At 44.0% G+C, this 14,514-nt stretch carries 11 protein-coding genes; all 11 read left to right on the forward strand.

The genetic code is table 11. The features are described 5' to 3' along the window. The coding region (locus V7K30_RS20675) for a hypothetical protein (RefSeq protein WP_335002423.1) at nt 1-218 on the forward strand (218 nt) is incomplete at its 5' end. 86 nt (nt 219-304) lie between these two features. Further along, entirely contained in the window at nt 305-544 is a 240-nt protein-coding gene (locus V7K30_RS20680; protein ID WP_335002424.1) for a helix-turn-helix domain-containing protein, read from the forward strand. Between the two features lie 4 nt (nt 545-548). After that, entirely contained in the window at nt 549-3,683 is a 3,135-nt protein-coding gene (locus V7K30_RS20685) for a PAS domain S-box protein (RefSeq protein ID WP_335002426.1), read from the forward strand. Next, the gene (locus V7K30_RS20690; protein ID WP_335002428.1) at nt 3,680-4,159 is read left to right on the forward strand and encodes a response regulator; all 480 of its coding nucleotides are present in this window, start codon (nt 3,680-3,682) and stop codon (nt 4,157-4,159) included. Before V7K30_RS20685 ends, V7K30_RS20690 begins: the two co-directional genes overlap by 4 nt. Continuing rightward, complete coding sequence (locus V7K30_RS20695) at nt 4,156-6,123, forward strand: hybrid sensor histidine kinase/response regulator (RefSeq protein ID WP_335002430.1); 1,968 nt, start codon at nt 4,156-4,158, stop codon at nt 6,121-6,123. Before V7K30_RS20690 ends, V7K30_RS20695 begins: the two co-directional genes overlap by 4 nt. 884 nt (nt 6,124-7,007) lie before the next feature. Next, nucleotides 7,008-8,249: a pentapeptide repeat-containing protein gene (locus tag V7K30_RS20700; RefSeq protein ID WP_335002432.1), complete on the forward strand. Its 1,242-nt coding sequence runs from the start codon at nt 7,008-7,010 to the stop codon at nt 8,247-8,249. Nucleotides 8,250-8,921: 672 nt separating this feature from the next. Next, entirely contained in the window at nt 8,922-10,118 is a 1,197-nt protein-coding gene (locus tag V7K30_RS20705) for an ABC exporter membrane fusion protein (protein ID WP_442941087.1), read from the forward strand. Nucleotides 10,119-10,230: 112 nt separating this feature from the next. Then, nucleotides 10,231-11,403, forward strand: a complete 1,173-nt coding sequence (devC, locus tag V7K30_RS20710; RefSeq protein ID WP_335002510.1) for an ABC transporter permease DevC — start codon at nt 10,231-10,233, stop codon at nt 11,401-11,403. Nucleotides 11,404-11,559: 156 nt separating this feature from the next. Further along, on the forward strand, nt 11,560-12,252 hold the full coding sequence (locus V7K30_RS20715; protein WP_335002436.1) for a DevA family ABC transporter ATP-binding protein: 693 nt from the start codon (nt 11,560-11,562) through the stop codon (nt 12,250-12,252). Between the two features lie 667 nt (nt 12,253-12,919). After that, the gene (locus tag V7K30_RS20720) at nt 12,920-13,855 is read left to right on the forward strand and encodes a M23 family metallopeptidase (RefSeq protein ID WP_442941086.1); all 936 of its coding nucleotides are present in this window, start codon (nt 12,920-12,922) and stop codon (nt 13,853-13,855) included. 119 nt (nt 13,856-13,974) lie between these two features. Beyond that, nucleotides 13,975-14,514: a late competence development ComFB family protein gene (locus V7K30_RS20725; RefSeq protein WP_335002440.1), complete on the forward strand. Its 540-nt coding sequence runs from the start codon at nt 13,975-13,977 to the stop codon at nt 14,512-14,514.

The following is a 14,514-nucleotide window of genomic DNA, read 5'->3' on the forward strand; positions in this document are numbered from 1 at the left end:
TTCTGAGGCTCGATGTTGACCTTCTGAGGCTCGATGTTGACCTTCTGAGGCTCGATGTTGACCTTCTGAGGCTCAATGTTGACCTTCTGAGGCTCGACGTTGACCTTCTGAGGCTCGACGTTGACCTTCTGAGGCTCGATGTTGACCTTCTGAGGCTCAAACGTGACTTTTTTAAGATACAAGGTTGGCTAGAGTCACAGCAAAACCAAACTTATTAGTATAACCTTGGAAATATTCCCTAAGCAGGAGATAAAAATAGGACACCCGTCTTATTCTAGTCATTCTATGGGAATAGGAAAAAAAGATGTCTGTAACAAAGCATCTGGAAATTTTAGATTTAATTCGGGAACTTCGGCAGCAACTTAATCTTTCTCAAAAACAGTTTGCTGCTAAATTAGGGGTTTCATTCAAAACAGTCAATCGCTGGGAGAATGGGCATACAGTGCCTTCACGGATAGCGCTAAAACTAATAAAAGAAATGTTACGGCAGATGGGTGAACCCGGCAAAAGGCTGCTAAACCAGTATTTTCCTGAAGCAGAGTAGAGTTATGGCTCATAAAGTGAAAGTAGCTGAACCCAAAAAGATTTTTGCTGGCGGTAGAAACAAGGGCGCAATCATTCGGGAGCAACTGCTGCACTATATTATTGCTTTGCTATCCGTTGCTTTAGCAGTGGGAGTAACGCTGCTGCTCCGTCCATATTTCACCGCAGCACCTGCGGCACTATTTTTGGCTGCGGTGATGGTGAGTGCCTGGTACGGGGGTTTCGCACCAGGACTACTTGCAACTGTTTTCTCTACTTTGGTAATCAACTACTTATTTCTTCATCCGCTCTATCCGCTGAAGATTACAAATCTGGACATTTTAGTGCGGCTAGTCGTGTTCATGCTGACAGCAGGATTAATCATCTGGCTCAACGAATCACGCCGCACAGCCCAAAAGAAAGCTGAAGCCAGCCTGAAGTCACTACGCGAAAGCGAGGCCCGGTTTGGTCGCTTAGTAGAGTCCAATATTCTTGGGGTAATTGTGGCTGATTTGAACGGCTTGATCATTGAAGCTAATGATGCCTTTCTGCAAATGCTCAATTATACACGCGAGGATTTGCGCTCTGGTCGAATCCGCTGGGGCGAGATCACTCCACTCGAATACATTGAGGTGAGTGAGCGATCAATTGAAGAACTGAGAATTGCTGGGAGTTGTAAACCCTTTGAGCAGAAATACATCCGCAAAGACGGCTCTCTAGTTCCCGCCCTACTTGGCTTTGCTAAACAGGGAGATCGGACAATCATTGGTTTTGTTCTTGACTTGAGCGAACGCAAACAAGCCGAAGCAGAAGCCCAGCGTCGCGCCCGCCAAGCAGAAAAAGCCGAGAGCATTTTGCAAATGCTGCTAGAACATGTTCCAGAAGGGATTACTATTACTGGTGGTCTCCCTGATTTGCCAATTATCGCTAACAGCAAACTCGCGCAAGAACTTTTGGGCAGACCGAGTGAATCTCTCGTTGGCATGTCTTCTGACTCTTATGTTCAGTTCTCCGGTCTGTTCCTGGCTGATGGTGTAACGCGCCCCACCTTAGAGCAACTACCTTTATACCGGGCTACGCGCTATGGTGAAACGATCCGCAATGAGGAATGCATCATTGAACGTCCAGATGGTACTAGGATTACAGCGATCGCTAATGTAGTACCAATTCGGGATTCTCAAGGTGAGATTATCGGTGCTATAGATTGCTGGCGCGATATCACCAACCGTAAGCGCATAGAAGAGGCACTGCGGCAACGAGAAACAGAACTTCGCCTAATTACAGATACGCTACCAGTTCTAATTTCCTTTGTAGATTCAGAACAACGCTACCGCTTCAATAACCGAGCCTATGAAGAATGGTTTGGGCATCCGGCGGCAGAAATCTATGGAAAGCATCTTTGGGAAGTTGTGGGTGAATCCGCCTATGAAGTTGTTCGTCCCTATGTGGAACAAGTACTCGCAGGAGAGCAGGTTACTTTTGAAAGTCAAATTCCTTATAAAGATGGTGGAACACGTTACATTAATGCTATTTATGTTCCTCAGTTTAATAAACAGGGAACAGTTGAAGGGTATGCAGCGTTGATCACTGACATCAGTGAACAGCAAGCTGCGCTACGCGATCGCAACCAGGCAGAAGCAGCGTTGCGTGAAAGTGAAGCCCGCTTTCGCCAGATGACAGACACTGCTCCTGTACTGGTATGGATGTCTGACACTGACACACTTTGTAACTACTTTAATAAACCCTGGCTAGATTTTACCGGGCGGACTATTGAGCAAGAAATGGGCAATGGGTGGACTGAAGGTGTTCATCCCGATGATTTTCAACGTTGCTTAGATACATACGTTAATGCTTTTGATGCCCGACAAAAATTTACAATGGAATATCGCCTCAGACGCTTTGATGGCGAATACCGTTGGGTTTTGGATACTGGTGTGCCTCGGTTTGCACCAACAGGGGAGTTTCGCGGTTATATCGGCTCCTGTGTTGATATCCACGATCGCAACTTGGCACAAGTTGCGCTCCGTGACAGCGAGGAGCGATACCGAATTTTAACGGAAGTGTCGCCACAGGCTATTTGGATGGGCGATCGCGATGGTGGTATTACCTATTGCAATCAATACTGGTTAGACTACACTGGACTGACAATGCAGCAAACGGCTGGGTATGGCTGGATTTATGCCATTCACCCCGATGACCGCGATCGCCTCTTTAAAACTTCCATGCAGGCTGTTGCTAACGCTACAAACTACGAAATAGAAATTCGCTTCCGTCAAGTTTCTGATGGTAGCTATCGTTGGCATATTGTCCGGGGTTTACCATTTCGAGATGCAGGCGGACAGATTATCAAGTGGGTAGGCATCGCCAGCGACATTCACGATCGCAAAGTTGCCGAAGCCGCCCTGCTACAACTCAACGAAATGCTAGAGCAACGGATTCAAGAGCGCACTGCCCAACTCCAAGCCGCCAACAAGGAACTGGAATCCTTTTCCTATTCAGTTTCTCACGACTTGCGAGCGCCGCTTCGCCACATCGCCGGATTTATAGAATTGCTTCAGAAGCGGCATAGCTCAACCAGCTTAGATGAAACGAGTCAGCGCTATTTGGGGATAATCGCCCAAACTGCAAAACAGGCAGGAATACTGATCGATGAGTTGCTCACATTTTCTCGCATGGGGCGCACCGAAATGCGCTACATCAACCTGAATATGGAAGAATTGGTGCAGGAGGTAAAACGCGATTTGATCAGAGAAACCCAAGGACGCATAATCCATTGGGACATTGAGTCACTGCTAGAAGTGCAGGGCGACCCCTCCATGCTGCGGCTCGTGCTTCGCAACCTGATGGGCAATGCCGTAAAATATACCCTGACTCGAAACCCAGCAGAAATTACTGTTGGAAGTGCTGAGAATGAAAACGAAGTTGTCTTTTTTGTAAAAGATAACGGCGTAGGCTTTAATATGCAATATGTTCACAAGCTATTCGGAGTATTTCAACGCCTGCATAGCGACCCACAATTTGAAGGCACTGGTGTTGGATTGGCAAACGTGCAACGCATTATTCATCGACATAACGGTCGAGTTTGGGCAGAGGCTGTAGTTGACAGTGGAGCCACTTTTTATTTCTCGCTGCCTAAGTTGTTGAGAAAGGAGAGTGAATGAAAGAACTTAAGCGAATTCTGCTAATTGAAGACAGTGCCAACGATGCTGAGTTAATCCTAGCTGCCTTGTCGGAAAACCATCTTGCCAACGAAGTGGTGGTGGTACGTGATGGAGAGGAAGCACTGGATTATCTTTATCGCCGGGGGTTGTTTCGGTTGCGAATGGAAGGGTATCCTGTTGTAGTGCTGCTGGATTTGAAATTACCTAAAATCGATGGACTAGAAGTACTGGCACAACTCAAATCTGACCCAGTTATGCGAGTGATTCCTGTCGTCGTACTCACCTCTTCCCGTGAGGAGCCAGACCTAGTTCGATGCTACGAGTTAGGGGTGAATGCCTATGTTGTTAAGCCAGTAGATTACCATGATTTTGTCGATTCTATTAAGGGTGTGGGACTTTTTTGGGCAGTGATCAATCAGCCTCCCGTTGGTGCTCTACCTCCTGCACCTCATCCTCAACAGGAGAGCAACAGATGAATGTCCTCCGTTTCCTGCTTTTGGAAGACAGTCTGTTAGATGCAGAGCTTGCCCAAGCGATGCTAACTGAAGGGGGAATTAATTGCGAACTAATCCGAGTGGAAACCGGCGCTGATTTCCTAGCTGCTCTGGAATCAGAGACTTTCGATTTAATTCTTGCCGATTATGCCCTGCCATCTTTTGATGGAATTTCTGCTCTGGAAATTGCCCGAAATCGCACACCTGAAGTTCCTTTTATCTTTGTTTCTGCCGCGTTGGGCGAAGAATTAGCGATCGAAGCTTTGAAGAACGGTGCAACCGATTATGTGTTGAAGCAAAGACTAGGGCGGTTAGTTCCTTCCGTGCAACGGGCATTACGGGAAGCTAAAGAGCGCCGTGAGCGCAAGCAAGCAGAGGAGTCTTTACAGAAAAGTGAAGCTAGGTATCGCCGAATTGTTGATACTACTTATGAGGGAATCTGGATGATTGACCAAGAAACCCAAACAGAGTATGTGAATCAGCGGTTGTCACAGATGTTAGGCTATCCGGCAGAAGAAATGCTCGGTTGTTCCATATTTGATTTTATGGATCACGCTGATGGGATAGCAGTCGAAGAGATACTAACGTGGCTCAAGGGAGAAGAGAGTGATCTTAAAGAAGGTCGATTGCGCTGTAAGGATGGTTCGTACATCTGGACACTGATTTCTGCTAGAGCTATTTTTGGTGAACAAAATGAGTTCTTAGGGGCGATCGCTATGCTAACTGACATCACTGATCGCAAACGCACTGAATCAGAACGTGATCGCCTTTTGCAACTTGAGCAAAGAGCCAGAGCGGAAGCAGAAGCTGCTAACCGGATCAAAGATGAGTTTCTGGCGGTACTTTCCCATGAATTGCGATCGCCGCTGAATCCGATTCTCGGTTGGGCAAAACTATTGCAGAGCCGTAAATTTGATCAGGTAGCGCTCAAAAAAGCACTGGAAACCATTGAACGCAATGCCAAATTACAAGCTCAACTAATTGAAGACTTGCTGGATGTTTCTCGCATCCTCCAAGGCAAACTCAACCTCAACATGATGCCAGTCGATCTAGCATCCACCATTGAAGCCGCAATGGACACAGTGCGTTTGGCAGCAGAGGCTAAAACCATTCAAATTCAGACGATGCTTGATTCGACTGTGGGCAAAGTTCTGGGAGATTCCACTCGCTTACAGCAGGTTTTCTGGAACCTCTTATTAAATGCCGTCAAGTTCACAGCGACAGAGGGACAAGTAAATGTGCGTTTGGAGTGCATCGACGCTCAAGCCCAAATTACCGTGAGTGACACAGGTAAGGGCATTCACCCTGACTTCCTACCTCATGTGTTTGACTATTTCCGTCAGGGCGACAGTACCACAACTAGAAAGTTTGGTGGGCTAGGGTTAGGTCTAGCGATCGCTCGTCACTTGGTCGAAATGCACGGTGGCACGGTTTGGGTCGAAAGTCCTGGCGAGGAGCAGGGAGCTATCTTTACAGTTAGATTACCACTGATCAAAGATGGTGCAACAATTAAAGATGACACGAATACCGATTCTTCAACTGCCATTCCTGTTTTTTCTCCGCTCATGGGTCTACAAGTGCTGATTGTGGATGACAATGCTGATACCCGCGAGTTTTTCAGCTTTGTGCTTGAGGAGTTTGGCGCGATCGTCACCGCAGTCGCATCAGGAGATGAAGCATTACAAGCGCTAACCCAGTCAAAGCCAGATATCTTACTCAGCGATATTGGGATGCCAGAGATGAACGGCTATATGCTGATGCAACAGGTGCGGACTCTGGAAGCAGAAATAGGGGGAAAACAGCTTCCCGCGATCGCTCTGACTGCTTATGCGGGCGAAATCAATCAGCAGCAAGCACTAAAAGCAGGGTTTCAACAGCACCTCGTTAAACCTGTAGCACCAGAGGAATTGCTCATGGCGATTTCTAATTTAGTCCAATCTACTTAGGTGTTTGTTATAAACCTGAGTAATTAGATGAACCTCGTTAATCTTATAGATTTTAAACTATTCTTCACAGGTAATATGGCGTTTTCAATTGCCTGGAATACCTCCGGTTGATGCATAAAAATGTTGTGTCACAACTGCGTGTTTTTATAAAAGGTTTGTTGTCTTGTCAAGGATTTATATTGCCCTACTTATATCAAGTTCGGGTAATTATTTATGATTCCCACAGTCGTTGCACCCCACCCGCCAGATGCTCCACTTGGGGAGATCCCTCTGAGCGCTGGCTCCCCTTAATCCAATACGCTTGGGTTAAGGATAATTGTAGGTTAAGGTTTTTGGCTTTAACCCAAGCGTATTGCCCCTTAATACCATGTCCGCATAATTAGTTACGATTCCCACAGTCATTGCACCCCACCCCTTAATCCCAGGGGATTAAGGGGTGGGGTTCTTCGCGTTTAATAAGCAATCAAGCGGACATGATATAATCCCCTCCCCGCAAGCTCTTAGGGCAGACAAAGCGTAGCTTTGAGGGGGTGGGGTTCTTCGGGTTTAATAAGTAATCAGGCGGACATATATTAATCATTCGTGAATAATCAGATCCCTAACTTCTCTAGAAAGTCGGGTATCTCAGACTTGGGACTTTCACAAATAAAATAGGATTGCTATAGCAGTCATAAATCATTTGTAAAAATAAATTAACCGCAGAGGCGCAGAGAGCGCAGAGAGAGGAATCGGAGATTTTCACGACTCATTTAGGATTGCTATATATAGATGATTTTTATGTAGTTGATTTAATAATTCGTTAACTTTATCCGTGTTTGTACTCTATCATAACTTTACAGATCCTCTTAAAATCAACCTAAATTTATTTCCGTAAGGAGTCAGATATGAAGACTTATGACATGTCTTTCATAAAGATAAATGGACTTACGAGTTTGTTGGTATTTATCTCAATTATATTTATTTTCTCATTAACTCTAATATTTTCATTCTTTGAAAATATTGAAGGATTTTCAAATCAAGAAAAAATAGAATATATTAATCAAGCATTAACAACTCTGGCGATAATCATTGGGGGATTGGCATTAATTATTAATGCTTACTATACTTCTAGACTCTCTGTTGATGAAAATCAGAGTGTGTTAACTAAACTCCTTGGTGAGACGCTAGCTTGGAACGACAACATCGTAACTGGCATTAATAACACTCAACAAACTCTAGAAGAAATTGTTCCAGAACGTTTTTCTAAAGCAATTGAACAGTTGGGTAATGAAAAGATTGAAACGCGATTTGCCGCAATTTATGCTTTAGAACGAATTGCTAAGGATTCTCTGAAAGACCATTGGACAATTATGGAAATCCTCGCTGCTTTTATCCGCGAGAATGCCTCGGTAAATCAGGAATATGAGGACAAATTACAAGAGTCATCAAAACTTCCTACAGATATTCAAACAGCCTTGACTGTCATTGGACGACGCGATTCACAAAAAGATCCAGTAAATCAGAAACTAGATTTACGCAATACAGACCTTAGTAATGCAGACTTAACGGAAGCTAACCTGTCTAAGGCAATCTTCGTAGGAGCTAACTTGCAATGGGTCAATTTTACACGAGCAAATCTCTCGGAGGCAGACTTATCATTAACCTATCTTTGTGGCTCAATCTTTTATGAAGCCAACCTGCAAAAAGCAATCCTCCCAGAAGCCAATCTTCAAGGCGTAGTCCTCAGAAAAGCGAACCTTTCTAAGGCAATCCTTTATGATGCCAATTTGGAAGGGGCAATCCTTTGTGATGCTAACTTAGCAGGCGCAGTTCTTTGTGATGCCAACTTAGAAGGAGCAATCCTCTGTGATGCCAACTTGGAAGGAGTAAACTTTGAGGGTAGCAATCTCCAAGATGCAAATCTGATTGGCAGTAACTTGCAAAGGGCAAAACTTGCTGGAGCTAACCTAGAAGGTGTCTTACTCAGTACAGCCAACCTCCAAGAAGCAAATCTCCAAGAAGCTAACCTCTTTAGGGCAAACTTCAGCGGATGTGAAAACCTAGAATTACAGCAGATTGAACAGGCAATTGGCGATCGCACAACAATCCTACCGGAAAATTTGAAAATACCCAAACACTGGAAGTAGCAAAAAGCTAAAGTTTCAGCATCTAAAACTCGATTACACAGTAGGGTAGCACAGCTTATAGCTATGCGCCCCTACTGTATTGAATTTAGTACCCAAAACTAAAAAATTGCCCAAACCTGAGAAATATTCTCTATCAGTTTAAATTTTTGTTCCTAGTGATGCTACTAATGGCGATCGCGCACTGAAGTTATTGGTAGCAAATTGGTTGGTCAATTTAAAATCCAATTCAACAAAAGAACTTTTAGGAGTTAAATATATCACTATAAATTATATATATATCAAATTAAAATACATTTTTTATTAATTGGAATTTATTTGGTTTTGATGACAAAAAATCTTTCCTTTTAATTGAATTTGTCTGTTGTTTGTTGGCGCTGTTACAACCCGTATTCTGGAAACCGTTTACTATACCTGAGTACTTTAAAAAAACAAAAGTAGTTCGTCAGGAACATAAGCATCTTAATACTGGATAGTGACTTGTTGTTATCCTATCCAGCTAAATCGCCGTAGGTTTGTAAATTCTCAACGATTTTCATTTTTTTTTTTTTTTTTTAACTCTGAATCGATAAATCAACAATAACTAACAAAGGAAGTAAAAATTAGCAAAGAGGTAAGGATAAAAACTTAATCTATTTAGTTTTTTCTGCGCCACTAGTTAAGAGGTAATCTATGGTGCGAAACTCAAAGCTAGGGTACAGAACGTTCCCTAAGTCTATTCTGCGTCCATCCGTTGCTATAGGTATAATTGCATCTTTATTGGTTGGCGGAATAAGTTTTTATATAGTAAAACGCTGGCAAAATTATGCAAATCTAGAGGCACAAGTGCCAGCAACACAATTGCCACAGTTAAAAACGGTAACAGCTTTAGGGCGGATTGAACCACAGGGAAAGGTAATTAAACTCTCCGCTGCGGTGTCTGCGGAAGGAAATCGGGTAGAAAAATTATTAGTGAATGAGGGGGATAGGGTAAAAGCAGGACAGGTGATTGCGATTTTGAACAGCCGCGATCGCTTGCAAGCAACATTAAAAGAGGCGCAGGAACAAGTGAAAGTAGCCCAGGCAAACCTAAACCGCACCCAAGCAGGTGCCAAACCCGGTGAAATTGCCGCCCAAAAAGCTGCGATCGCTCACCTAGAAGCAGAACGCCAAGGTGATATTAATGCCCAAACAGCTACAATTGAGCGGTTCCAAGCCGAAGTGCGTAACGCCCAAGCAGAAGACGAACGCTATCAGCAACTATCTCAACAGGGCGCAATTTCTGCCTCCCAACGGGATAACAAGCGTTTAAACTTGGAAACCGCCCAAAAAAGCCTGCAAGAAGCACAGGCACAATTAAATCGTACCCAATCAACTAGCCAGCAACAGATCAAAGAAGCCTCAGCAAAACTTGATGAAATCGCCGAGGTGCGAGGAGTGGATGTAGAAGCTGCCCAAGCAGAAATTAATCGTGCTGTAGCAGCGATGAATCTGGCAAAAGTCAATCTAAAACAGGCTGAGGTGCGATCGCCTCAAAATGGACAAATATTCGAGATTCATACCCATCCTGGCGAATTAGTATCAAATGATGGCATTGCTGATATCGGACAAACCAACCAGATGTATGTCATAGCCGAAGTCTACGAAAGCGATATCGGCAAAGTGCATTTAGGGCAGCAAGTGCGAGTATTTGGTGATTACCTCCCGATTGAATTGCAGGGAATCGTAGATCGCAAAGGCTTGCAAGTGCGGCAGCAGAATGTCATTAACACAGATCCTGCCAGCAATATCGACAACAGAATAGTGGAAGTCCATATCCGACTAGATGAAGCCTCCAGCCGAAAAGCTGCCACCTTAACCAATATGCAAGTTAAGGCAGTAATTGAATTGTAAAAAGGGCATTGGGCATGGGGGACTGGGGACTCCTTCATCCACCTCAGAACTCCGTTCATCCACCTCAAAGATTCATTCCCAATGCCCAATGCCCCATGCCCCGTACCTAATTATGCAATTAATCAAACAACTGCGACGGCGAACCCCTTTAGGATGGCTGCAACTGAATCATGAAAAAAGCCGTCTCTTGGTGGCATTGTCAGGCATTGCCTTTGCGGATCTTCTCATGTTCATGCAGCTAGGCTTTCAGACTGCGCTGTATGACAGTAACACCAGACTACATCGCAGTTTGCAAGCAGACATTGTTTTAACCAGTCCCCAAGCCCGTAACTTGCCAAGCTTGTCTACATTTTCTCGTCGGCGACTTTACCAAGCAATGGATATACCAGGGGTGAAGTCGGCAGAACCAATGTATTTCAACAACACAATCTGGAAAAATCCTCAAACACACCGGGAAACGGGGGTGTTAGTTATTGGGTTCAACCCAGATAAGCCAGCTTTTGACTTACCGGATGTTAACCAGCAATTGCAGGCGATCAAAATGCCGGATACCGTCTTGTTTGACCGTGGTGCTAGAGGAGATTATCAAAAAGCGATCGCTCAAATTGACCAAGGTAAAACCCTAACCACCGAACTAGAACGGCGCACAATTACCATTACTGGCTTATTCCAAGTCGGGGCTTCCTTTGGCGCTGATGGCAACTTGATTACCAGCGATCAAAACTTTTTGCGGTTATTTTCTGGGCGACAGTCCAGCAGTGTCAGTCTAGGTTTGATTCTTCTTAAACCAGGCTATGACCCGAAAAAAGTAGCAGCAATGCTCAAAGTTTACCTGAGAGATGATGTCAGAGTCTTAACCCACGCCGAATTTATTGAATTTGAAAATAACTTTTGGAGAACAAATTCCCCAATTGGGTTTATTTTTAGCCTGGGTGTATCAATGGGGTTTGTGGTAGGCGTGATAATCGTCTATCAAGTCCTTTCCACCGATGTTAATGCCCACGTTCGGGAATACGCCACTTTCAAAGCAATGGGATATCGCAATTACTACCTGCTAGGTGTGGTGCTTGAAGAATCGTTGATATTAGCAGCACTGGGCTTCTTCCCCGGATTGGGAGTGTCCTTAGCACTTTACCAATTGACTCGCAGTGCCACAAATTTGCCCATGTACATGACTGCGATTCGGGCATTGCAGGTATTAGTACTGACCATCATTATGTGTGCAATTTCTGGTGCGATCGCCACCCGCAAACTCCAAGCCACCGACCCCGCTGATATGTTCTAGAAATGGGCATGGGGCATTGGGCATGGGGATAATTAACAATCCCCAATCCAAAATCCAAAATCCAAAATCCAAAATCCAAAATCCAAAATCTAAAATCTAAAATCTAAAATCTAAAATCCAAAATCCAAAATCCAAAATCCAAAATCCAAAATTCCTATGCTTTCCGTCATCTCCATCCAGAGTCTCGACCACCATTTTGGTCACAGTTCACTCCGCAAGCAAGTTCTATCTAACATCAACTTAGAGATTAACGCTGGTGAAATTATTATCATGACTGGGCCCTCTGGTTCTGGAAAGACTACCTTGCTGACCTTGGTGGGTGGGTTGCGTTCTACCCAATCTGGTAGCTTGCGGGTGTTGGGACGAGAACTTTGTGGTGCTAGTGCTGAACAACTAGTGCAGGCGCGACGCCATAACGGTTATATTTTCCAAGCACATAACTTGCATGGTAGTTTAACGGCACTCCAAAACGTCAAAATGGCTTTGGAATTGCACAAACATCTTGGGTTAAAAAAGATGCTAGCGAGGTCAGCCCAGATGTTAGAGCAGGTAGGATTAGGAAATCATTTGCATTACTATCCTGATAAACTGTCTGGGGGACAAAAACAACGAGTAGCGATCGCTCGTGCTTTAGTCAGTCATCCTCAAATAATCCTGGCAGATGAACCCACCGCCGCCCTTGACAGTCAATCGGGACGAGATGTAGTCAATCTCATGCAAAAATTGGCAAAAGAACAAGGTTGTACCATCTTGATGGTTACTCATGACAACCGCATTTTAGACATTGCCGATCGCATCGTTCACATGGAAGATGGTAAACTCAAGTCAAAAATAATACTATCAGCCTAAAGTTAATAAGTGTATTCCATCATTCAGAGTTGATTTATAAAGTAAATCTTAAGTGTGGCGTGGCAAGACTAAATTTGTGCGTCAGATTTATGGTTTTTTGGCGCTAAAGCACTACTACGAGCCTTTACTTAAAAATTATGTAGTGAGCGGCTCCAGCCTTCTCTAGGAGAACACAGGCCAACACTACGAGCAGATTTGAATATATTTACATTATTTAACATAGTTTAATTTATTCTCGCCGATTTACTTACTCGGTTTGCGTGATTTCCCTATACCTATTTCAACCTAACAATGTGATATTAGTGTCCAGTTGCATAAGTGTCCAGTTGATTCCAAGATTTACTTCAAGTATTATGATGTAATGAATGTAACCACAACGAGTTTCCTTTGTTGCCTAAAAAGTGACACCTATGGCAAGCTACGAGAGCGTTTTTGTGATCAATCTAGTTAAATTTTATGCTCATTTCTAATGTCATACACCTTGGTTATTAGAGTTAAGACCAATTTACTAAAATTACAGTTAAAATCATTCGCCCTTGCAATCCATAAATACCTGGAGGATTTCCTAACATTTATGGTTTTCAACAACATCGGCTTCAAACAGGAAACACTGGTAGTAATAAGCTAGTCTATTTTCCAATACAAGCAAGGGATTTTTTGTAGTTCTATGATTATTGAGAATAGCGCTAGTAGTTCAAACAAAATGTTGCTCGGTTCTGATGTCAAAAGTTTAATAGCCAATCGCCGGACAATAAATCTGTTAAAGGGAATATTTGCTGTTATCCCTCTCACCTTGGCATTGCCCGTGGATGCTTTACAAGTAAAGGTGACTCCAACTAATCCTAAATTAGGGGATACACTATCGGTAGAGATTAATTTAGATAACTCTGAAAATGCTACAAATCTAACAGTAGCTACTGGTAAAAATACATATCGAGCGTTTGAAATTGCGCCCAATCAATATCGGGCTTTTGTTCCCACAACTCCACTAGAAAAAGCTGGAACTAGAACACTTCGGGTTGCAGGGGATGGTCAAGTACAAAACTTGGCAGTGAATGTGCTTAATCGCAAGTTCCCCGTACAACGCATTACTTTGCCACCTGGCAAAGCCGGAGTGGATGCCACAGAGTATGAACTTAAGCGCGTGGCAGCTTTTAAGGCGCTGCAAACACCAGAAAAGTATTGGAATGGAGTATTTCTGAAGCCAAATGCAGGGCGAATGAGTACAAACTATGGTGTACGTCGCTACTATAATGGTACATTTGCAAAGGACTACTATCATCGTGGTCTTGACTACGCTGGTGCTGCCGGTTCACCAGTGATTGCCCCAGCCGCTGGGCGAGTTGCTTTGGTAGGTAGGGTATCCCAAGGGTTTCGGATACACGGTAACGTAGTTGGCATTGACCACGGTCAAGGAGTAACCAGTATTTTCATGCACCTGAGTCGTATTAATGTTAAAGAAGGTGATTTTGTAAAAGCTGGTCAACTAATTGGCGCAGTGGGTTCAACAGGTGCTGCCACCGGGCCACATTTACACTGGGGTTTGTATGTCAACGGACAATCTGTTGATCCAACACCTTGGCGAACTAAGGTCGTTAACTAGTAGAGGCGGAATTAATCGCATCTGTGCATAATTTGTGTTTTTTGCTGAGAATTAGGCAAAATAAACTGGATTGATACCGTCCCTACCTTGCTTGGCTAACATAAATAATGATAAGCGTTATGAGTATCGAAAAAATTGTAGAACAAGCTCTCCAGGATGGTTATTTGACACCAGCAATGGAAGCAGAAGTCGGTAGAATCTGTGACAACGCCTCGGAACTCTCAATTGAAGAGTATATGGCGCTGGATCGGCTGATGGGAGCACTATTGACTGGTGAGGTAGTGGCGGTACCTCGCAAACAATTCATTAACGTCATGGAAGAATTGGTACTAACGGAAGCGATCGCCCGAGTTGCAGAAATTGAAGCCACCAGCGAAAGTTCTCTAGATGTCGGGGACATTGCTGCTTACGCTCTCAATCGGCTACCACCTTTGTATGCTACTACAGAAGAAGGTGCTCACTTCCAGCGCAAAACGGCTCAGGAACAACTGCAAGAATTAATTTCTCAGCAAGTAAGTGAGGCGATTAACCGTTATCTCGATCGACCCAATTTCTTCCCAGAACGGCAAGCCTTGGGCAAAAACACTGGCAATGAGGTTGTACGCCAAGTTAGTGCTTTACTTCAGACATATGCACCTAACTTTGAGCAAAAATTATAA

This window comes from Nostoc sp. (assembly GCF_036917655.1).
GTDB lineage: Bacteria > Cyanobacteriota > Cyanobacteriia > Cyanobacteriales > Nostocaceae > Nostoc.